At 66.7% G+C, this 21,446-nt stretch carries 20 protein-coding genes and 1 pseudogene; 17 read left to right on the top strand and 4 right to left on the bottom strand.

The window, feature by feature from the left end; genetic code table 11:
* Window positions 1–14: 14 nt before the first annotated feature.
* From AC1DKV_RS09925 to AC1DKV_RS09910, 4 genes are all read right to left on the bottom strand, one after another.
* Entirely contained in the window at window positions 15–839 is an 825-nt protein-coding gene (locus AC1DKV_RS09925; RefSeq protein ID WP_441613997.1) for an enoyl-CoA hydratase/isomerase family protein, read from the bottom strand.
* A gap of 81 nt (window positions 840–920) precedes the next feature.
* A complete protein-coding gene (locus tag AC1DKV_RS09920; protein ID WP_441613996.1) occupies window positions 921–1,703 on the bottom strand; it encodes a class II aldolase/adducin family protein in 783 nt (260 codons plus the stop codon).
* A gap of 14 nt (window positions 1,704–1,717) precedes the next feature.
* Window positions 1,718–2,710 carry a Bug family tripartite tricarboxylate transporter substrate binding protein gene (locus AC1DKV_RS09915; protein WP_441613995.1) on the bottom strand — a complete coding sequence of 331 codons (993 nt, stop codon included), beginning with the start codon at window positions 2,708–2,710 and terminating at the stop codon, window positions 1,718–1,720.
* 54 nt (window positions 2,711–2,764) lie between these two features.
* Window positions 2,765–3,817, bottom strand: coding sequence for a TauD/TfdA family dioxygenase (locus tag AC1DKV_RS09910; protein WP_441613994.1), 1,053 nt, complete (start codon window positions 3,815–3,817; stop codon window positions 2,765–2,767).
* Window positions 3,818–3,961: 144 nt separating this feature from the next.
* Here AC1DKV_RS09910 and AC1DKV_RS09905 point away from each other — a divergent pair, with 144 nt between their 5' ends.
* The 17 genes and pseudogenes from AC1DKV_RS09905 to AC1DKV_RS09825 all read left to right on the top strand — a co-directional run bounded on the left by AC1DKV_RS09905 (window position 3,962) and on the right by AC1DKV_RS09825 (window position 21,387).
* Window positions 3,962–4,876 carry a LysR family transcriptional regulator gene (locus AC1DKV_RS09905; protein ID WP_441613993.1) on the top strand — a complete coding sequence of 305 codons (915 nt, stop codon included), beginning with the start codon at window positions 3,962–3,964 and terminating at the stop codon, window positions 4,874–4,876.
* Between the two features lie 344 nt (window positions 4,877–5,220).
* Window positions 5,221–5,493, top strand: coding sequence for a hypothetical protein (locus AC1DKV_RS09900; RefSeq protein ID WP_441613992.1), 273 nt, complete (start codon window positions 5,221–5,223; stop codon window positions 5,491–5,493).
* A gap of 72 nt (window positions 5,494–5,565) precedes the next feature.
* A complete protein-coding gene (locus AC1DKV_RS09895) occupies window positions 5,566–6,867 on the top strand; it encodes a TolC family protein (protein WP_441613991.1) in 1,302 nt (433 codons plus the stop codon).
* Complete coding sequence (locus AC1DKV_RS09890) at window positions 6,864–8,393, top strand: efflux RND transporter periplasmic adaptor subunit (protein ID WP_441613990.1); 1,530 nt, start codon at window positions 6,864–6,866, stop codon at window positions 8,391–8,393. The genes AC1DKV_RS09895 and AC1DKV_RS09890 overlap by 4 nt, the downstream gene beginning before the upstream one ends.
* Window positions 8,390–11,557: an efflux RND transporter permease subunit gene (locus AC1DKV_RS09885; RefSeq protein ID WP_441613989.1), complete on the top strand. Its 3,168-nt coding sequence runs from the start codon at window positions 8,390–8,392 to the stop codon at window positions 11,555–11,557. The genes AC1DKV_RS09890 and AC1DKV_RS09885 overlap by 4 nt, the downstream gene beginning before the upstream one ends.
* Window positions 11,554–11,895 carry a copper-binding protein gene (locus AC1DKV_RS09880; protein ID WP_441613988.1) on the top strand — a complete coding sequence of 114 codons (342 nt, stop codon included), beginning with the start codon at window positions 11,554–11,556 and terminating at the stop codon, window positions 11,893–11,895. The genes AC1DKV_RS09885 and AC1DKV_RS09880 overlap by 4 nt, the downstream gene beginning before the upstream one ends.
* 141 nt (window positions 11,896–12,036) lie before the next feature.
* Window positions 12,037–12,366 carry an ArsR/SmtB family transcription factor gene (locus tag AC1DKV_RS09875; RefSeq protein ID WP_441614073.1) on the top strand — a complete coding sequence of 110 codons (330 nt, stop codon included), beginning with the start codon at window positions 12,037–12,039 and terminating at the stop codon, window positions 12,364–12,366.
* Window positions 12,367–12,394: 28 nt separating this feature from the next.
* Complete coding sequence (gene arsB / locus AC1DKV_RS09870; protein WP_441613987.1) at window positions 12,395–13,459, top strand: ACR3 family arsenite efflux transporter; 1,065 nt, start codon at window positions 12,395–12,397, stop codon at window positions 13,457–13,459.
* A 9-nt stretch (window positions 13,460–13,468) separates the two neighbouring features.
* Window positions 13,469–13,891, top strand: coding sequence for an arsenate reductase (glutaredoxin) (gene arsC, locus AC1DKV_RS09865; RefSeq protein WP_441613986.1), 423 nt, complete (start codon window positions 13,469–13,471; stop codon window positions 13,889–13,891).
* A complete protein-coding gene (arsH, locus tag AC1DKV_RS09860; protein WP_441613985.1) occupies window positions 13,888–14,652 on the top strand; it encodes an arsenical resistance protein ArsH in 765 nt (254 codons plus the stop codon). The genes arsC and arsH overlap by 4 nt, the downstream gene beginning before the upstream one ends.
* A gap of 46 nt (window positions 14,653–14,698) precedes the next feature.
* Window positions 14,699–14,857 (top strand): annotated as a pseudogene (locus AC1DKV_RS09855) (MFS transporter); the annotation flags it as partial.
* Between the two features lie 131 nt (window positions 14,858–14,988).
* The gene (locus AC1DKV_RS09850; protein ID WP_441613984.1) at window positions 14,989–15,630 is read left to right on the top strand and encodes a GbsR/MarR family transcriptional regulator; all 642 of its coding nucleotides are present in this window, start codon (window positions 14,989–14,991) and stop codon (window positions 15,628–15,630) included.
* A 4-nt stretch (window positions 15,631–15,634) separates the two neighbouring features.
* Complete coding sequence (locus AC1DKV_RS09845; RefSeq protein WP_441613983.1) at window positions 15,635–17,011, top strand: cytochrome ubiquinol oxidase subunit I; 1,377 nt, start codon at window positions 15,635–15,637, stop codon at window positions 17,009–17,011.
* Window positions 17,008–18,030, top strand: coding sequence for a cytochrome d ubiquinol oxidase subunit II (locus AC1DKV_RS09840; RefSeq protein ID WP_441613982.1), 1,023 nt, complete (start codon window positions 17,008–17,010; stop codon window positions 18,028–18,030). The genes AC1DKV_RS09845 and AC1DKV_RS09840 overlap by 4 nt, the downstream gene beginning before the upstream one ends.
* 62 nt (window positions 18,031–18,092) lie before the next feature.
* Complete coding sequence (locus AC1DKV_RS09835; protein ID WP_441613981.1) at window positions 18,093–19,067, top strand: oxygenase MpaB family protein; 975 nt, start codon at window positions 18,093–18,095, stop codon at window positions 19,065–19,067.
* Between the two features lie 249 nt (window positions 19,068–19,316).
* Entirely contained in the window at window positions 19,317–20,444 is a 1,128-nt protein-coding gene (locus AC1DKV_RS09830; RefSeq protein ID WP_441613980.1) for an FAD-dependent monooxygenase, read from the top strand.
* Window positions 20,445–20,487: 43 nt separating this feature from the next.
* On the top strand, window positions 20,488–21,387 hold the full coding sequence (locus AC1DKV_RS09825; protein ID WP_441613979.1) for an IclR family transcriptional regulator: 900 nt from the start codon (window positions 20,488–20,490) through the stop codon (window positions 21,385–21,387).
* Window positions 21,388–21,446 lie beyond the last annotated feature (59 nt).

Below are 21,446 nucleotides of genomic sequence, written 5' to 3'. Positions count from 1 at the left end.
GGAAGCGCCGGGAATCAACGCCCCTGGAAGCGCGGTGCGCGCTTTTCGCGGAATGCGGCAAGGCCTTCGGCGCGGTCGAAGGAGGCGGAATACAACTGGCTCAGGTCCCGTTCCCGACGCATGGCCGCACCGTGGGGCTGCGTCGGCGCATCGCTGATCGCCTCTTTCATCCGCCCCAGCAGCAGCGGGCTCTTCGCCGCCAGGCGCTGCGCCAGGGCGGCCACCGTGGAGCGGAACGCCTCATCCTCGGCCACGGCCTGCACCAGGCCGATGGCCTGCGCGTCGCGGGCAGGGATAAGCTCTCCCGAGAACATCAGGTACTTCGCCATGGCAACACCGACCATCCTCGGCAGCCGGACGGTGGCACCCGCGCCGGGAAACAGGCCGTAGTTCGAATGGCCGTCGCCGAGCCTTGCCGATGCCGCGGCCACGACAAAGTCGCAGGCGAGCATCAGTTCCAGGCCGCCCGCCACCGTCACACCGTTCACGGCGGCGATGATCGGCTTGGGACAGAGTTCCATGGCATCCGTCAGGCCGGAAATGGTGCGCAGGAAGGCAGCGCTTGCCTCGGTACCGGCGCCGCGGCTTTCCGCCTCCTTGAGGTCGGCGCCCGCGCAGAACGCTCGCCCGGCCCCCGTCAGGACAATCACGCCTACCTCGGGATCACGCGCCGCGGCGGCGAATCTCTCCTGCAACGCGCTGACCAGCGAGCCCGAGAGTGCATTCAGGGCTTCCGGCCTGTTCATGGTCAACCACAACACACCACCTTCGTTGGCCATATCGACCACATTCTTTTGCTGCGTCGGCATATCTTCTCCTTGTCCGTTCAAGCGGTTCATTTGTACGCTGCCGCAGCCCTGCTGCCATATACGATCATCGGGTCTCTCCTTCCTGTTCCTCGAGGTCCTCGGGATATCGACTCAATGCCTGTAGCCGGCATCGATCCGGTCGAGCAGTCGCAGCAACGCCGGCCATTCGCGCTTGCCGAAGGTGCCGGCGCGGGCATCCATCGCCCGGACGGTGTCGTCGATCGCCTGCTGCGACGGCAGGACGACCTCCGCGCTGGCGGCCATGGCGTCGACCTGCGTGCGGCAGGCCATCTCGAGCCAGTAGATGCGGCTGAACGCCTCGGCCGCGCTCGGGCCGACCGCCAGCAGGCCGTGGTTGCGCAACACCACTACGTCGTGATCGCCGAGCGAGCTGACCAGCGGCGCCTGCTGCGCGAGTTCGACGACGGGGCTGTCGAAGTCGTGGTAGGCAGTCCTGCCGTGGAAGCGCAGCGCCGTCTGGGTCATCGGCAGCAATCCGCACGGCAGCGCGGACAGCGCCATGCCGGCGCGGGTATGGGTATGAATGACGCAGTGCACGTCAGGCCTCGCGCGGTGGATGGCGGTGTGGATCACCATGCCGGCGCGGTTGACCTGGTAGTCATGCTCGTTCAGCGGGTTCAGCAGGACATTGCCGTCGAGGTCGATCTTGACGAGGTTCGACGCGCAGACCTCGCTGTAGAGATACCCATAGGCATTGATGAGAAGGTGCTCGGTGCCGGGAATCCGCAGCGTGATGTGGTTGTAGATCAGGTCAGTCATCCCGTAGCGGTCGACGAGACGGTAGCAGGCGGCCAGTTCCTGGCGGGCCCGCCATTCGGCGTCGCTGACGGTGGCTCGTACGGCTTCGCGCGCAATGGTGAAAGGAGGGTTCATGTTCTCTGTAAGGTCTATTCGACGCGGACGTTGCCTGCCTTGATGACCCTGCCCCAGCGCTCGCTCTCCGAGACGAAGTAGCGATTGAGTTGCGCCGGGGTCATGACGTCGGACTCCATGCCGAACTCGGCGATCTGCCTGCGCACCTCGGGCTCGGCGAGGATATCGGTGACGGTATGGCCCAGCTTCTCCACCACGCCGGGCGGCGTCTTGCCGGGGGCGACGATGGCGAGCCAGGAATTCGCCACCACGTCTGGATAGCCGCTCTCCGCGAAGGTCGGTACGTCAGGCAGTGCCGGGACACGCTTCGTGCCGGTGAAGGCGATGGCGCGCACCTTGCCGGCGCGTATGTGCGGGGCGAAGAGCTGGAGGGTGTCGATCATGACTTCGAACCTCCCCGCCATCAGGTCCGGCAGCGCGGCCGCGGAGCCCTTGTACGGGATGTGCTCGAGCCGGATTCCCGTATTCATCGAGATCAACTCGCCGGCGAGGTTCGCCGTCGAACCGGAGCCCGAGCTGCCATAGCGAATCCGGTCCGGATGAGCCCTGCCCCAGGCCACCAGATCCGCGACAGAGTGGATCGGCAAGTCGGCATTCACCACGAGCAGGAGCGGCACGCGCGCCATCATGGCCACGCCCGTCAGGTCGCGGCCCGTGTCGTAGGGAAGCTTGCTGTAGAGCAACGGGTTGGAGATGTGCGCGGGCGAGGTGGCCAGCAACGTGTAGCCGTCCGGATCGGACCTGGCGACGTAGTTCGCGCCGACCTGCACGTTGGCGCCCGGCTTGTTCTCGACGTAGAAGCTCGTGCCAAGCCGCGCCGACAGACGGCTGCCAATGAGCCGCGAGACCGCGTCGATGGGCCCGCCGGGCACCGAGGGCACCAGGAGCCTGACCGGCTTCGAGGGATAGGCCGGCTCCGCGGCCTGAGATGCCGTGATGGCGCAACCTATCAGGCCGAGTGCCGCAAGCGTGCCGGCAAGGCACCTGAATCCGAAAGCTGCTCGCATGTTTCCTGTCTCCTGCGGGATGGACGTGAATGGTTTGCCGCTGGTCCGGCGCGCTCAGTCGAGCAGCGCGACCTGAACATCCCGCGCGCCCTGGTAGGGATTGCGGCCGTGCCATACCTGCAGGTTGTCCAGGACCATCACGTCGCCGTCGCGCCATGCCCAGCTATGGGTGTTCCGGTCGCATACGGCATTGATGTGGTCGACCTCTGCGGTCTCCAGGCGTTGCGCGCGACCGAGAAACATGCCGGTCGGGTAGCGCTGGTTCTTCCGGATCACCGTATCGAGCACTTCCGTGGCCGTGTGGGACCGGTGCAGCCCCGAGCGGTACAGACGCTGCCCGGTCTGCGGATGGTCAAGAAAAGGGGCAAGCGTGGCAAACACCGTCAGGGAGCCATCGTCGTGCCAGAGCGGCTCGAGGCTGCGCGCCGCGCACAGGGCTTCGACTTCCGCCGCACTGTCGGTGCCGAACGCATGGTTCCAGCCGTATTGATCCTGGTCGACATACGAGGCTTCGACCGTATCCGTCTTCGGTCCGTAGGTCAGGGCCGAGCGCACGCCCAGCGACTCGATCTTCGCGACCAGCTCCTCGCCCATCTGTGTCACGAAATTGCGCGCATCGGCAACGACGGTCTCGCCGCCCACCGGCGCCGTCCTGTGCGAAAAGAAGGCGATCCGCTTTGGAAACTGTCGCCGGTACGCCATCTCCGAATGCACGCCCAGCCCGACGCTGGCATCCAGGCGGGTCGCTTCCATCACACGTCCCGCGATCTGCATGCGTGGCGCACGTCCGCCGAGGTATCCGTCCTGGAACGGGGGAAGCTGGTCGATGATGTCGGCGAAGTCGGCGGTATCCGGTGTCGGAAAGCCCCGCAATACGATGCCGCCGTGGCGGCTGACGAGCGCCTCGAGCACGGGCATGGCGTTGCGCGTCCATGCGCGAAAGCGCGTTCTCTCCCGCAATGCGTCGCCGTACGGCTCGATGAAGAGCGGCGGCTGCCCCGCCGCGCGCTCATGGCACCGCACCCCATTTCCCAATGCCTCGACCAGTTCCGAAGCCACCGCGATCCGACTTTCGTTCATTTCGTCTTCCCTTTGCCATTCCGGCACCGTCCTGCCGCCCTCGCTCGCCCGGCGGGGTGACACAACTCTACGAAAGCCAGCCGGTGCCAGTGATTCCCCCGATATGCCAGGCGATTCCAAAACGGAATACTTCCGGGTCAACCCGAACCAACATAGTCCGGAGGAAGCTGGATGCGGATAGATGATCTCCGAGCGTTCGTACTCGTGGCACGACACGGCAGCCTGCACCGCGCAACGGCACAGGCCGGCGTGACGCAATCCGCGCTGTCGAAGGCACTGGCCCGCCTGGAGTCGGAAGCCGGGATACGGCTGTTTGACCGCACCGCCCGCGGCGTGGCGCTCACGCAGCCAGGGCAGTCGTTGCTCGCACGTGCCGAACAGGTCGTGCTTGCGAGCCACGATCTCATGGGCGAGCTGGAAGCCCAGCGTTCGGCGCGCGCGGGGAATATCCGCCTCGCGGGCACGCCCCACCTTGTCTCGGCGTTCCTGATGCCGGTGATCGCGCAGTTCCTGGCGAGCCGTCCGCTCGCCCGCTTCTCGATCGACACGAGCCTGACGCAAGGCGCACTGCAGGCGCTGCTGTCTGGCGAAGTCGACTTCGCGTGCGGAGGATTGCCTCCCGGCGTGCCTGACGGCCTGCTCCACGCCCCTCTGCAGCCGCTGGCCATGCAGATCGTCGCGCGTGCCGATCATCCGCGGCTGCGCGCATGGAAGACGCTGGCTGATCTGGCTGACGAGCGCTGGGCGCTTCCGCAACCGTCATCCAGCGTGTACCAGATCGTGCAGGAGGCCCTCGCCCGCCAGAAACTGCCGCCGCCACGCGTCGCCGTGGAGTGGAACGGGTCGGGCGGCTCGGTTGGCGAGCTGATTCGCAACAGCGACCTGCTCGGCGTCGTGGCGCAGCGCGCGTTGCAGCAGGCGGATGGACGCGACCTCTGCGTGGTCGGCGATCCCAGCCTGCTCCGGCAACCCGGGATCGCGCTGTTCTGGCGCGGTGACGCCTATCTTTCGCCGTTCTGCGTCGAATTCAGGGAAACGCTGCTTTCTCCGTTTCTGTCACGGGAGAGGGAATGCGCAGTCGCGTGACCCGGCCGGCGGCAATGGCCTGCGGATTCAACCGCGATCCGCACACCGATGGCGCACGCGCCAGCGACGTGTCATCGCAGGCCTGATCACACCCGCATCTCGCAAGTGCGGGGGGCGCCGGCGGCCGATAGTGCCGCTGGTTCGCCTGAGAGTCCGCTATTGCAATCGCCTGGAAACTGGTTATGCTTTGCACTGGTTTGAGATACCCCTAGATCGTGCGTCATATCGTCCGCCGGCATTCGTGGATTGCCGGACTCCTTCTGCTTGTGTTCCTGTCAGTCCAGCTGGCAACGGCCGCTTACGCCTGTACGATGGGCCTGAGCGAGCCGGCAGGACAGGCGCCGATGGAGAACATGGTGTCTTGCGCGGACATGGCCGACCAGGATGCCGCGCAGAACGATGGCCAGAAAGCGCTTTGCATGAGCCATTGCCAGGCTGATGCAAAGCACGCCGATCTCTCCGCGCCACAGATTCCGGCGCATATCCCGCTCCTCGTCAGCATCCTCGTCGAGCCCCCCGTACTGGATGCCGCGCCGCTGATCGCCGTGCGCGCGCAGACCCAGCCGCGTGCGCCGCCACCGCCGCACGCCATTCTCCACTGCTGTTTCCGCACCTAGCCTCCGAAGCTACGCCACATCTTTGTCGCTCCCGACCTCTCGGGAGTGGTGGTCGTTGTTTCCGGAGGCTTTATGTCATTCCCGCGTTATCTGCGGCGGGCGCTGCTTTGCGCGTCCGCCCTCGGCATGTCGGTGTCGCTTGCTGCGCCACCGCATGCCGCCCCTGTTCTATCCATCGAAGAGGCCGCCGCACTTGCAACGGCGCATGCGCACGATGCCGAGGATTCGCACGGTGCCATCGAAGCGGCCGTGCAACAGGCTGTTGCTGCAGGCCAGTTGCCCGATCCCGTCTTCAAGGTTGGACTGAACGATGTGCCTGCCGATGGCCACGACAAGTTCTCGCTGAGTCGTGACTCCATGACCACGCGTTCGGTCAGCGTGCTGCAGGAATTCACGCGCGCTGACAAGCGACGGGCGCGCGCCGCGCGCTTCGAGGCAGAAGCCGCTTCCGCCGATGCGCGACGCATGGTCGGCGTGACCAATGTCCAGCGCAGCGCCGTGGCCGCGTGGATCGACCGCCGGTACGCCGAGCAGGCGGCCGCACTGCTTGGCCACCACGCGCATCCATTGAATCTCGCGCTGGAAGCCGCCAATGTGGCCTATCGCAGCGGCCGCGGCACGCGTGCCGACGTGCTGTCCGCGCAACTGGAAGTGCAAAAACTGCTCGACCGTGAAGGCGAGAACCAGGCGGCGCTCGACACCGCCCGCGTCAATCTGTCGCGCTGGATAGGCGCGGACGCCGCGCGTCCGCTCGGCGAAAGCCCTGCGCTGGCCGTACCGGATCGCATCGGGCAACTCATCCGTACGCGCTACGACGGCGTACCGGAAATTGCCGCGGCCCAGCGCGCCGTTACCCTTGCAGAGAGCGAAGTGCGCGTGGCGGACGAAGCGCGCAAGCCCGACGTCGCGGTCGAGCTGATGTATAGCCAGCGCGGCTCGGCGTACTCCAACCTGGCGTCGATCAACGTGAGCTTCCCGCTGCCGTGGGATCGCGCCAACCGGCAGGACCGTGAAGTGTCCGCACGGCTCGCACAGGCCACGGAGGCGCGCGCCAAGGCGGAAATCATCCAGCGCGATACCGACGCGGTAGTCGGTGCGCGCCTCGCGGAGTTGCGTCGCAACCTGGAACGCCTCAAGCGCTATGACGACGCCACGCTGCCGCTTGCCAACGCACAGGCGGATGCCGCGCTGACGGCCTACCGCGCCAACACGGGTTCGCTGCTGGCGGTGGCTGAAGCCAATCACCGCGCCATCGATACCGCGCTGGAACGCCTGGCCCTGGAGCGACGCACAACAAGGCTCTGGGCCGAACTCACCTTCCTGACGCCCCTGCCCACCGCACAAACCGAACCGGCTACCAAGGATCTCAAATGAGCCCACGACTAAAGATCGCCATGGCGTGCCTGGTTCTGACCGGTGCGGCCGGATATGCGGGCTATCGCTTCGGCGTTTCGCAGGGAATGCCTGCCATGCCCGGCAAACCGGAGACCGGCGCGACAGCGAAAGCCGGCGATATCGAACCACAAGCTGGAAGGAAGGTTCTCTACTGGCACGACCCGATGGTGCCGGGGCAGCGCTTCGACAAGCCGGGCAAATCGCCTTTCATGGATATGCAACTGGTGCCGGTCTATGCCGATGGCGACGGTGCCGGCAATAGCGGTGTCACCATCGACGGCCGCGTCACGCAGAACCTGGGCATCCGCACGGCAGAGGTGAAGTCCGCGCGTATCGCCTCCGTGCTAGAGGCACCCGGCAATGTGGCGATCGACGAGCGCAGCGTCCAGGTCATCCAGGCGCGCACCACCGGCTTCGTGCAGCATGTGGGCGTGCGGGCCACACTCGATCCGGTGCGAAAGGGCCAGGCATTGATCACCCTCTACGCACCCGACTGGGTGGCGGCACAGGAAGAATACCTGGCCGTGGCGCGGCTGCCCCAAGGGCTACAGGGCGACCTGGCGGGTGCGGCAAAAGCGCGCATGCTGCAAGCCGGCATGACACCTGGCCAAGCCGATGCGGTCGCCCGGTCGGGAACGCTGCAGACGGGCCAGGGCATCGCCAGCCCGCTCGATGGCGTGGTGACCGAAATCGCGGTACGCGAGGGCATGACGGTGACCCCGGGCATGACACTGTTCCGGCTGGCGGATCTCGGCCAGGTATGGGTGATTGCGGAAGTGCCCGAGGCCCAGGCGCGTGGCATCGCACCAGGACAGGCCGTCACGGTGTCGGCCGCCGCCGCCCCGGAGCCCGTGACCGGCAAGGTCGATGCGATTCTGCCCGACGTCAATCCGGCCACGCGCACCATCAAGGTCCGCATCGTCTTGCCAAACAGGCAGCACAGGCTGGCGCCCGGCATGTTTGCCAACGTGCGTTTCGACAGCGGCGACCGGCAGGACGTGTTGCAGATTCCATCCGAGGCCGCGATTCGTACGGGTCGGCGCACCATCGTCATGGTCGATGCAGGTCCGCAAGGTTATGTGGCCACCGAAATCCGCACAGGTCATGAATCCGACGGCATGACCGAAGTCCTCTCCGGATTAAGCGCCGGTCAGAAGGTCGTGACCTCCGGCCAGTTCCTGATCGATTCCGAAGCGAGCCTGCGCGGCACGTCGGAGCGGCTGGTATCGCCCGCCGGTGCATCCCCGCCCGCCGCGGCGGTGCAGGAATACGAAGGCACCGGTCGCATCGAGGCGGTCAATGCCGACGGGCTGACGATCTCGCATGGCCCGATTCCCGCCGCGCAGTGGGGCGCCATGACCATGGATTTCGCCGCACGCGACGCTGCATTGCTCAAGGGATTGAAGCCGGGCGATCGTATCCGGTTCCGTTTCCGCCTGGAACAGGACGGCGCGGCCACGCTATCGTCGGTAAAGCCGGCTGGCGCCGAAGGAGCCAAGCCATGATTGCGCGCATCATCCTGGCATCGATACGCAATCGCTTCCTGGTGCTGCTGGCCACAGTCATGCTGGCCGCGTGGGGTCTGTGGGCGATCCACGGCACGCCGCTCGATGCATTGCCGGACCTGTCCGACACACAAGTCATCATCCGCACACCGTTCCCGGGGCAAGCGCCGCAGCTTGTCGAAAACCAGGTTACCTATCCGCTCACCACCACGATGCTGTCGGTGCCGGGGGCCAGGACGGTACGGGGCTACTCCTTCTTCGGGGACTCGTTTGTCTACGTCCTGTTCGAGGACGGGACCGACCCGTACTGGGCTCGCTCGCGCGTACTGGAGTACCTGAACCAGGTGCAGTCCCGCCTCCCGGCAGCGGCCAAGCCAGCATTGGGGCCCGACGCAACCGGCGTGGGCTGGATCTATGAGTATGCGCTGGTCGACCGGACTGGCCGCCACGACCTGAGTCAGTTGCGCGCCTTACAGGACTGGTTCCTGCGCTTCGAGCTGAAATCCTTGCCGAACGTCGCCGAGGTAGCGTCGCTGGGCGGCATGGTCCGGCAGTACCAGATCGTGCTGATGCCTGACCGCCTGCGCGCCTATAACCTCTCGCAGGCCAAGGTGCTCGCCGCGATCCGCGGGGCCAACCAGGAGGCAGGCGGATCGGTACTGGAGCTTGGGGAGGCCGAGTACATGGTCAGGGCCTCGGGCTACCTGAAGACGCTCGACGATTTCAGGCAGGTACCGATCGAGGCCAGCAGCGCGGGCATCCCTGTCCGCCTGGGGGATATCGCCACGATCCAGCTCGGGCCGGAGACGCGACGCGGCATCTCCGAGCTCGACGGCCAGGGCGAGGTGACGGGCGGCGTCATTGTGATGCGCTCGGGCAAGAACGCGCTGGAAACTATCGATGCGGTCAAGGCCAGACTGGAAGTGCTCAAGAAAAGCCTGCCTGCCGGCGTCGAGATCGTCACCACCTACGATCGCTCCGGGCTGATCCACCGTGCAGTGGACAATCTCACCCACAAGCTCATCGAAGAATTCATCGTCGTTGCGCTGGTGTGCCTGGTGTTTCTGTTTCACCTGCGCTCCGCCCTGGTGGCCATCGTGTCGCTGCCCCTTGGCATTCTGGCCGCGTTCGTCGTCATGCGGTACCAGGGCGTCAATGCCAACATCATGTCGCTGGGCGGCATCGCAATTGCGATTGGCGCGATGGTGGATGCGGCCGTCGTGATGATCGAGAACGCCCACAAGCATCTGGAGCACTGGCATGCCAGCCATCCTGGCCAGCCGATGTCCGGGGCAGAGCGCTGGCGCGTGATTGGCGAATCCGCTGCGGAGGTGGGTCCGGCATTGTTCTTCTCGCTGCTGATCATCACGCTGTCATTTGTGCCGGTGTTCACGCTCGAAGCCCAGGAGGGTCGGCTGTTCTCGCCCCTGGCGTTCACCAAGACGTACTCGATGGCGGCAGCGGCTGGCCTGTCGATCACGCTGGTGCCGGTGCTCATGGGTTACCTCATTCGCGGCCGCATCCCCGGCGAGCACGCCAATCCGCTGAACCGCTGGCTGATCCGCGCCTACCAGCCCGTCCTGGCGAAGGTACTCCGCTATCCGCGAACCACCGTCGTCCTGGCAGCCATCGCCCTGGCGGCAACGGCCTGGCCAATCGCGCGGATCGGTGGCGAATTCATGCCACCGCTGGACGAAGGCGACCTGCTCTACATGCCCTCGGCGCTACCCGGCCTTTCGGCTGGCAAGGCCGCGCAGTTGCTGCAGCAGACAGACCGCCTGATCAAGTCGGTTCCGGAAGTCGCCACCGTCCATGGCAAGGCTGGTCGCGCCGACTCGGCTACCGATCCGGCGCCGCTGGAGATGTTCGAAACCACGATCCAGTTCAAGCCGCGCAATCAGTGGCGTGCCGGCATGACCCCGGACAAGCTGGTGGAAGAACTCGATCGCGTGGTGAAGGTGCCGGGCTTGTCGAACCTCTGGGTGCCGCCGATCCGCAACCGCATCGACATGCTGGCCACCGGTATCAAGAGCCCGGTTGGCATCAAGGTGGCGGGCACCGACCTGAAGGAAATGGACCGGCTTGCCACCCGCATCGAGGAAGCCGTGAAGTCCGTCCCCGGTGTCACGTCCGCACTGGCGGAGCGGCTGACCGGGGGACGCTACATCGACATCGATATCGACCGCGCGGCCTCGGGTCGCTATGGTCTTAATATCGGCGACATACAAAGCATCGTGTCCTCGGCAATCGGTGGCGACAACGTCGGCGAAGTGGTGGACGGGTTGGCGCGTTTCCCGATCAATCTGCGGTATCCACGCGACTATCGCGATTCCGTCGAGCAACTGCGCAGCCTTCCGGTCGTGACGGATCGTGGACAGCAGATCGTCCTGTCCGATGTGGCGCGCATCCAGGTGGTGCAGGGGCCGCCGATGCTGCGCAGTGAAAATGCCCGGCTGTCGGGATGGATCTACGTCGATATCCGCGGGCGCGACCTGCGCTCGGCCGTGCGTGACATGCAAGCCGCAGTGGCCAGGGCGGTGCCGATGCCGGCCGGCTATTCGCTGAGCTGGTCCGGGCAGTTCGAGTATCTGGAACGCGCAAGTGCGAAGCTCAAGGTGGTGGTGCCATTCACGCTGCTGATCATCTTCGTACTGCTCTACCTGGTATTCGGCCGCCTCGACGAGGCGCTGCTGATCATGGGGACGCTGCCGCTGGCGTTGATCGGTGGCTTCTGGCTGCTTTACGTGCTCGGCTACAACCTGTCCGTGGCGGGCGTGATCGGCTTCATCGCACTGGCCGGCGTGGCGGCCGAGTTCGGCGTGATCATGCTGCTATACCTCAAGAACGCCTGGCACGACCGACAGCAGCGAGGAGAGACGGACGTCGCTGCACTGCTTGCCGCCATCCAGGAGGGCGCGGTGCAGCGCGTGCGCCCCAAGGCCATGACGGTGGCCGTCATCCTTGCCGGGCTCATCCCGATCATGTGGTCGCATGGCACCGGTTCGGAAGTCATGCAACGCATTGCGGCACCGATGGTCGGTGGCATGATCACGGCGCCGCTGCTGTCGCTATTCGTGGTACCCGCCGTGTACCTGCTGATGCGCCGTCGCCAGGCGACCACATACCCCGCCCTTACCCACCCGACTCTCAAGGAGGAAACATGAAGACGCCCCTCGATGCCGTTGCGATTGCGCTCGCGCTCGCTTTCGGTCTGGTGCCTGCGGCATTTGCCGCGAATATGGATGGCATGGACATGAAGCCCGCGACCGGCGCCGCGAAGGCGCCTCAACCCGTCCCGGCCGAGATTCGCAAGATCGACGCGGCAACGGGCAAGGTCACGCTCAAGCATGGGCCGATTGCCAACCTGGGCATGTCCGCGATGACCATGGCATTTCCCGTCAAGGACCCCGGAACATTGAAGAACCTGAAGGAAGGTGACAGGGTGTCGGCAACCTTCGACACCTTGGACGGCAAGGCAACGGTTATCGAGCTGAAGAAGTAACCCGATGCAATCCAGAGGTCTGGCAGTGCCGCCAGTCATGCAGCCAGCCTGACCTCTGGAGATGCAGAAGCATGGGGGGCCGTGAGCTGCGAGCTGCTTAAGCGGGTTGCATGGTTTCCATTGTTCGACTATATTCGAAAAATGGAAACAAATAACGCCCTGGAAGCGCTAGCCGCGCTCGCTCACGCCGTCCGCCTGGCCGTGTTCCGCCTGCTCGTGCAGGCGGGGCCCGAAGGTCTGCCAGCGGGCCGCATTGCTGAATTGATGGAGACGCCGGCCTCGTCGCTGTCGTTCCACCTCAAGGAATTGCACCGGGCGGGCCTGCTGGCAAGCCGGCAGGAAGGCCGGTCGATCATCTACATGGCTCGCTTCGAGACCATGAATGCCTTGCTTGGCTACCTCACCGAGAATTGCTGCGGCGGCGCGCCGTGTTCGCCGGTGCCCTCCTGTTCCGTTGCCGCGGGGTCCTGAATTGGCGAGCAGACCGCGGAGTCGGGCAATGAGCACAGTGCAACGGACTGCCGCGGCAACGCAGGCCAGTGCCATCGGCTTCTTCGAGCGCTACCTGACCGTCTGGGTTGCGCTCTGTATCGTCGCTGGCATCCTGCTCGGCCAATGGCTGCCGGCGGTCTTTCAGGCCATCGGTGCCATGGAAGTCGCCCAGGTGAACCTGCCCGTGGGCGTGCTGATCTGGGTCATGATCATTCCGATGCTGATCAAGATCGATTTTGGCGCCATGGGCCAAGTCGCGGGCCACTGGCGCGGCATCGGCGTGACGCTCTTCGTGAACTGGCTCGTCAAGCCGTTCTCGATGGCACTGCTCGGCTGGATCTTCGTGCGCCATCTGTTTGCGGGCTGGCTACCGGTCGACCAGCTCGACAGCTACATCGCCGGCCTGATCCTGCTGGCCGCCGCGCCCTGCACGGCCATGGTGTTCGTCTGGTCGCAGCTGTGCAAGGGTGATCCGTATTTCACGCTCTCGCAGGTGGCGCTCAACGACGCCATCATGGTCGTGGCGTTCGCGCCCGTCGTTGGCCTGCTGCTGGGCCTGTCGTCGATCAGCGTCCCATGGGACACGCTGATCGCTTCGGTCGGGCTCTATATCGTGATTCCGGTGCTGATCGCGCAGGTCATCCGCAAGGCGCTGCTGGCGCGCGGCGAAGCCACCTACCAGCGTGTCACCGGCGCCTTCGGCCCCTACTCGATTGCCGCACTGCTCGCGACGCTCGTGATGCTGTTCGGCTTCCAGGGCGATGCCATCGTGGACCAGCCGCTGGTCATCTTGTTGCTGGCCGTCCCGATCCTGATCCAGGTACTGCTGAACTCCGGCCTGACCTACCTGTTGAACCGCAAGCTCGGTGTTGCCCACTGCGTGGCCGGCCCTTCGGCGCTGATCGGCGCGAGCAACTTCTTCGAGCTGGCCGTGGCTACCGCCATCAGCCTCTTCGGATTCCGGTCCGGTGCGGCGCTCGCCACCGTCGTGGGCGTACTGGTCGAGGTGCCCGTGATGCTGTTCGTCGTGGGCATGGTCAACCGCTCGCAACGCTGGTACGAATCGCCTTGAGGAACCAATATGTCCGTCACCATCTATCACAACCCTGCCTGCGCCACGTCGCGCAACACGCTGGCCATGATCCGCAATGCGGGCATTGAACCAACCGTCCTGGAATACCTGAGCTCGCCGCCGGACCGACAGACATTGCAGGCGATGATCCGCGACGCCGGGCTTACCGTGCGTGACGCGATCCGCGAGAAGGGCACCCCTTACGCCCAACTGGGCCTCTCGGATCCGGCGCTGACCAATGAGCAGTTGCTCGATGCCATGCTGGCCCATCCGATCCTGATCAACCGGCCGTTTGTCGTCACCGAGCTTGGTGTGCGCCTGTGCCGGCCGTCAGAGGCGGTGCTCGACATCCTGCCTTCGCCCCAGCAAGGCCCTTTTACCAAGGAAGACGGCGAAGTCGTGATCGACGGGCAAGGACGGAGAGTCAAGTGAACCCGGATCTGCCCAATGTCGTACCGGCCGTGCTCGATACACCGGATCTGCGCAAGCTGGAGCCGGCGCGCATCAGCGACCACCCGCCGCGCATCCTTTTGCTCTACGGTTCGCTGCGCGAGACGTCGTACAGCCGCATGCTCGTGCAGGAAGCCGAACGGATCCTGCGGCACTTCGGCGCGCAGACCCGCGTGTTCGACCCGGACGGCCTGCCGATGGCCGACAGCGTGCCAGCGGATCACCCCAAGGTGGCCGAGCTGCGCGAGCTTTCGGAGTGGTCGGAGGGTCAGGTGTGGTGCAGTCCCGAGCGCCACGGCACGCTGACTGCCGTCTTCAAGAATCAGATCGACTGGCTGCCGCTGGAGCTGGGCGGGCTGCGGCCGACACAGGGGCGTACGCTGGCCGTGATGCAGGTCTGCGGCGGCTCGCAGTCGTTCAACGCCGTCAACGCGCTGCGCGTGCTGGGGCGCTGGATGCGCATGGTGACCATCCCGAATCAGTCGTCTGTCGCCAAGGCATACCAGGAATTCGACGACAACGGCCGGATGAAGCCATCTTCCTACTATGACCGGGTGGTCGACGTCATGGAGGAACTCTACAAGTTCACGCTACTCATACGCGATCGCAGCGACTACCTGACCGACCGGTACAGCGAGCGCAAGGAAGCGGCCCCGTCAGCCGCCACGGCGCTCGCGGCGGCTGCCATGAGCCACGAGAACGAAGCCCAGGCGGGCGACAACGATAGCGGCGAAGTCGAATAAGCAGTGCCGTTGGCGTTGCGAGCATGGCGGGCAGGTGGTAACTCCGGGCATCGGCATGGGCGCAAGCCTCTGCGAAGCCGCGTCTGCCACGCTGGTCGCGCTGCACGGCAATCGTTCGCCGGGTGCCATCGCAGGGATCACGCTGATTGCAGGCTTTGCCAGCAACATCGGATGGCCGCTGCCGACTTTCATGGAGGCGCAAATACCAGCTTCGGGACGTGACAAGCGCCAGCGACAACAGCGACCCGTTGTCGCACCCTCCCCGATCCCTCGTCTCCACCTCCCTGTTTCGTACTAAACTTTCACAACTTTCTAAAAATTCGAAACAGACAAGCCATGCAACTCTCGCCCCTGGTCCAGCGCTTCGTGCTCCATTTCGGCGAAATGGGCAGCCGCTGGGGCATCAACCGCACGGTCGGGCAGATCTATGCCCTGCTGTTTACCGCCTCGCGCCCGCTCAACGCGGACGAGATCGCCGAGGCGCTGGCGTTCTCGCGCTCCAATGTCAGCATCGGCCTGAAGGAGCTGGAGTCGTGGAACCTGGTGCGGCTGTCGCACCAGCCGGGCGACCGCCGCGAGTATTTCTCGGCGCCGGACGATGTCTGGGCCATCTTCCGCACGCTGGCCGAGGAGCGCCGCCGCCGCGAGATCGACCCGACGCTGTCGATGCTGCGCGAGGTACAGCTCGAGTCGCCGACCACGGCCGACGACCGCCATGCGCAGGCGCGCATGAAGGAGATGTACGGGCTGATCGTGCTGGTGACGAGCTGGTTCGGCGATATCCAGAAGCTCGACGTGGCCACGCTGGAGAAGCTGATGAAGCTGGGCTCCAGGGTCAACAAGCTGCTGGAGGTCAAGGACAAGCTCAGCAGCGCCATCGGCGGCAAGGCGCGCGCCGGTGCCACCCCGGCTACCACGGCCACTCCGGCCCCCGAGGCAAAGCCCAAGGCCAGGCCGGCCCGTACCCGCAAGGAGTAATTGCATGTTCTCGTCGCTCGACCCGGTGGTGCTGGCGCGCGTACAGTTTGCCGCCAACATCACCTTCCACATCCTGTTTCCCACCATCAGCATCGCGCTGACCTGGGTGCTGCTGTTCTTCAAGCTGCGCTTCAACAAGACCGGCGACGACCGCTGGATGGCGGCCTACCGTTTCTGGGTGAAGATCTTCGCGCTGACCTTCGCGCTGGGCGTGGTGAGCGGCATCACCATGAGCTTCCAGTTCGGCACCAACTGGCCGGGCTATATGGAGACCGTGGGCAACGTGGCCGGCCCCCTGCTGGCCTACGAGGTGCTGACCGCGTTTTTCCTGGAGGCCACCTTCCTCGGCATCATGCTGTTCGGCATGCGCCGCGTGAGCAACCGCACGCATACCGTCGCCACGCTGCTGGTTGCCGGCGGCACCACGCTGTCGGCGTTCTGGATCCTGGCGCTGAATTCGTGGATGCAAACCCCGGCCGGCTTCGAGATGATCGACGGCCGCGCGCACGTGACGAGCTGGCTGGCGGTGATCTTCAACCCGTCGTTCCCCTACCGCCTCGTGCACATGCTGCTGGCCTCTGGCCTGACCGTGGCGTTCCTGCTGGCAGGCATTTCGGCCTACCGCTGGCTGCGCGGCGACCGCGCGCCTGAGGTGCTGTCGTCGCTGCGCACGGGCGTGGTCATCGCGGCGGTGCTGATCCCGCTGCAGATCGTCGCTGGCGACCTGCACGGCCTCAATACGCTGCACCACCAGCCGGCCAAGATCGCCGCCATGGAAGGCATCTGGAAGACGGAGAAGGGCGCGCCCGCGGTGCTGTTCGGCCTGCCCAACGCCACCACGCAGCGCAACGATTTCGAGATCGCCATCCCCAAGCTGGCCTCGGTCTACCTGACCCACAGCGCCGACGGCGAGATCAAGGGCATCGACGCGTTCGAGGGCGCGCACCCGCCGGTGGCGCCCTTGTTCTTCGCGTTCCGCATCATGGTGGGCGTGGGCCTGCTGATGCTGGCGGTGTCGTGGACGGCGGCCTGGCAGTTGCGCCGCCACGGGCAGCCCTCGCGCTGGATGGCGCGCGCGCTGCTGGCGATGACATTCTCGGGCTGGGTGGCGCTGGTGGCGGGCTGGTACGTCACCGAGATCGGCCGCCAGCCCTACCTGGTGTACGGCGTGCTGACCACGGCGCAGGCCGCCTCCAAGGTGCCGGCCATGATGATCGGCGCCACGCTGGCGATGTACCTGGCGCTCTACGCGGCGCTGATCGCGGCGTACATCTCGGTGGTGTTCTACCTGGCGCGCAAGGCGGGCAGCCCCGACCTGGACGCGTCCGGGCTCGAAACCCCTCGCGCCGTGCTGCCCGGCGAACTGCGGAGCGCAGAATGAACGACCTGACCCAACCCGCCGGCTGGATGCCGCTGGTGTTCCTGGCCCTGATGGGCGTCTCCATGCTGATCTACGTGATCCTGGACGGCTACGACCTTGGCGTGGGCGTGCTGCTGCGCCGTGCCGACGATGCCGACAAGGACACCATGATCGCCTCGATCGGCCCGTTCTGGGATGCCAACGAGACCTGGCTGGTGCTGGGCGTGGGCTTGCTGCTCACGGCCTTCCCGATCGCGCACGGCATGATCCTCACCCAGCTCTACCTGCCGGTGGCGCTGATGCTGGCCGGGCTGATCATCCGCGGCGTGGCGTTCGATTTTCGCGTGAAGGCGCGCGCGCACCACAAGCCGTGGTGGAACCGCGCGTTCTACGCGGGCTCGCTGCTGGCCAGCTTCTCGCAGGGGCTGATGCTGGGCCTGTACATCACCGGCTTCCGGCATGGCTGGCTGGATATCGCCTTCGCGGTGGTGGTGGGGCTGTGCCTGGTGGCGGGCTATTGCTTGCTGGGCGCGGGCTGGCTGATCATGAAGACCAGCGGCAGCCTGCAGCGGCGCGCCATGTACTGGGCACGGCGCAGCCTGTGGCTGACCGGCACCGGCGTGACCCTGATCTCGGTGGTGACGCCGCTGGTGAGCCAGCGCATCTTCGACAAATGGTTCTCGCTGCCCAACATCATCCTGCTGGCGCCGATCCCGCTGGTGACGGTGGCGCTGTTCGTGATCCTCGACCGGCTGCTGCGGCGCATGCCGGCCTGGCTCGAACGCGGCAACGATCGCTGGTGCTGCGTGCCCTTCGCCGGCACCGCCGTGATCTTCCTGATGGCGTTCAACGGCCTGGCCTACAGCATCTTCCCCTACCTCGTGGTGGACAAGATCGACGTCTGGCAGGCGGCCAGCGCGCCCGAATCGCTGGGCGTGATCCTGGCGGGCGCGGCCGTGGTGCTGCCGACCATCCTGGGTTACACGCTGTACGCGTACCGTGTATTCTGGGGCAAGGCGACCGACCTGCACTACTACTGAAGCATGCGGACCGGGCGCCCGGCCCGGCAGGCGGCCATATCGACAAGGACAGACAGCAACTCATGAGCGGCTCGCAAGGCCAACAACCCGGCACGCCCCCCACCATCCCCGAGGCCGGCCCCCTGCCCCGCCGCCTGCTCAACCGCCTGCGGGCCCGCGCGGGCGCGCAGGTGCGCGGCCTCACGCGCAGCAACTCCGGTCTCAGCCTGGACTACGACAACCCGCCCGGCGACCCCGGCCTGTTCGGCCCGGACGCGGTCTGCTGGCGCGTGCACGCGGACTTTCCCGCGATGCTGGCCGGCGGCGTCAGCGCCCTGCTGCTGCAGACGCTGCACCCGCTGGCGCTGGCCGGCGTGTGGGACCACTCCACGTTCCGCACCGACATGCAGGGCCGGCTGGGCCGCACCGCGCAGTTCATCGCGGGCACCACGTATGGCAACCGCGCCGACGCGCTGGCGCTGATCGACCGCGTCAGGCGCATCCACACCCAGGTCAAGGGCACGGCGCCGGACGGCCGCCCCTACGCCGCCGACGACCCCGCGCTGCTCACCTGGGTCCACGTGGCCGAGGTCTCGAGCTTCCTCGGGGCCTACCTGCGCTATGTCGGCCCGCTCCCGCTGGCGGAGCAGGACCGCTACTACGACGAGACCGCGCGCATTGCCGAGATGCTCGGCGCCACCGGCGTGCCGCGCAGCGCGGCCGCCATCGCGGCCTACCTGGAGCGCATGCGCCCCGAACTGGTGGTAAGCGAGCGCACACATGAAGTGGTGCGGCTGGTCATGGCGATGCCCGTGGCCAGCCCGCTGCTCAAGCCGGCGGTGCGCATCATGGCCGACGCGGGCATTGCCCTGCTGCCGCGCTGGGCCCAGCGCGAGCTCGGCCTGCACGGCGCCGCGGCCCTGCGCCTGCCGGTCTCGCTGGCGGGCATGCGCATGCTGGCACCGACGCTGCGCTGGGCGCTCGGCAACGGCCTGGCCGCCCGCGCGCGCCGGCGCGCGCTCAAAGCGGCACCCGTGGCGTCGGCCCAGGCCTCCTGAGCGGCAGCATCCCTCCCTGCAGGCCTCGTCTTGCGGCGGCGCACACGTGCGCCCGCCGCTGCACGCGCTCGCGCCTGTCCCACGATCTACGCGTAAACCCCCGGATTGACTTCGCCGTCGCACCTTAATATTCTTTTATGAACGCTACGTTCATTTTTGAACATAAACAAGGTCAGGACATCGCACGGCGACAGCGCGCCACGCGCAACTGACCGCATCCCGCGACGCCCCGGAAAAGGAAAGAGCATCATGGCTTCACGAAAGATTGGCATCAACGGCGCCGGCATCGGCGGACTGGCCGCGGCGATTGCGCTGCGCAAGCTTGGCCAGGACGTGGTGGTGTTCGAGCAGGCGGCGCGCTTCGCGCGCGTCGGGGCCGACATCAACCTCACGCCGAACGCCGTGCTGGCGCTGGACGGGCTAGGCGTGGGCGACGCGCTGCGCGAGACCGCCGCGCGCCCCACCCACCGCATCAGCCGCCAGTGGGATACCGGCGAAGAGACCTCGCGCCTGGCCATGAGCGACGAGGCCGAGATCCGCTACGGCGCGCCGCAGCTCACCATGCACCGCGGCGACCTGATGACCGCGCTCGAAGGCGCGCTGCCGTCCGCGTGCGTGAAGCTGGGCAAGAAGGCCACCGAGATCATCCCGCGCGAAGCCGGCGCCACCCTGCGCTTTGCCGACGGCACGCAGGAAGACGTGGACGTGCTGATCGGCGCCGACGGCATCCACTCGGCCGTGCGCGCCGCCATCCTGGGGCCCGAGCACCCGGTGTTCACCGGCGTGGTGGCCTACCGCGCGGTGGTGCCGGCCGAGCGCCTGTCGGTGCCCAACCTGCAGGCCTTCACCAAGTGGTGGGGCCCGGAAGCGACCTCGCAGATCGTCACGTTCCCGCTCAACCGCGGACGCGAGATCTTCATCTTCGCCACGGTGGCGCAGGACGCCTGGCGCCATGAATCGTGGACCACGCCGGGCCGCGTGGAAGATGTGCGCGCGGCGTATGCCGGCTTCCACCCCGAGGCGCGCGCCCTGCTCGACGCCTGCGACGACGTGCTGATCTCCGCGCTGTACGTGCGCGACCCGCTGCCGCGATGGTCGGCGGGCCACATCGCGCTGCTGGGCGATGCGTGCCACCCGATGATGCCGTTCATGGCACAGGGCGCGGGCATGGCCATCGAGGATGGCGTGGTACTCGCGCGCTGCCTGGCCGATGCGCAGGACGGTGACGTCCCGGCCGCGCTGGCGCGCTACCAGGCCGCGCGCCACGCACGGACCAGCCGCGTGCAGATCGGCTCGCGCAGCAATGCGTGGCTCAAGGAAGGCGGCAACGCCGACTGGGTGTACGACTACAATGCGTGGCAGGTTGCGCTCGGCTGAAGCGATTCGGCGGGGCCGCACCGCGACCCGCCCACCAGGATCCATGCGCAAGACATCCAAGCCAGCCCAGAGCGCCGCGCCATCCGCGGCCGAGACCGAGACCGCCGCGCCGGCGGCCCCCGAGATCACCGGTGACGACGACAAGCCGCAACTCGTCGGCCCCGTGATCCGCGCATTGCGGCTGCTGCGCTTCGTGGCCGAGGGCGGCTCCACCGCGAACCTCAGCGAAGTCGGCCGGCGCATCGACGTCAACCGCGTCACCGTCATGCGTCTGCTCGACACGCTCGAGCACGAGGGCATGCTGGAGCGGCTGCCGCAGGGCGGCCACCAGCCCGGCTTCGATTTCCTCAAGCTCGGCGCCCGCGTGCTGGCCGGCAAGGACCTCACCGTCTTCGCGCGGCGCGTGCTGGCCAGCCTGAGCGAGTCGCTGCAGTTGTCCGCCTACCTGTGCGTGCTGGACGACGGCAATGTGCTTTACCTGCTGCGCGACATGCCGCAGACGTCGCTGGTCAGCAATATCCAGGTGGGCAGCCGCGTGCCCGCGCACCTCACCACGCCGGGCCGCATGCTGGTGGCGGGATTGTCCGACGGCGCCCTGCGCGCCTGCCTCGGCGACGAGCCGCTCGCCACGGCGACGCCGCAGAGCCCGGCCACCTACGCGCGCCTGGGCGACGTGCTCGCGGCGGACCGCGAGCGCGGCTGCGCGTGGAGCTTCTCCGGGTTCGAGCCCGGCATCGATTCCTGCGCGGCGCCGGTGTTCGATGCCAGCGGCGCCACCGTCGCCGCGATCAGCGTGGCCGGCCCCGATATCCGCTTCGAGCGCGATCCCGCGCTGCGCGAGCGCACCGAGCGCGAGGTCAGGCGCGCGGCGCGCGACCTGTCCGGGCTGCTGGGACATGCCGGCGCCACCCGCGGCGCCCGCGGCGGCAGGCAGATCGCCTAGTCGGATGGCCTAGTCGGATGGCCTAGTCGTTTTGCCGTTTCTTGGCTCTGGAAGGTGTA

The organism is Cupriavidus sp. 05T41 (genome assembly GCF_056396525.1).
Note: the sequence above shows the minus strand (reverse complement) of the source record. Positions and strands in the feature narration are given on the sequence as shown.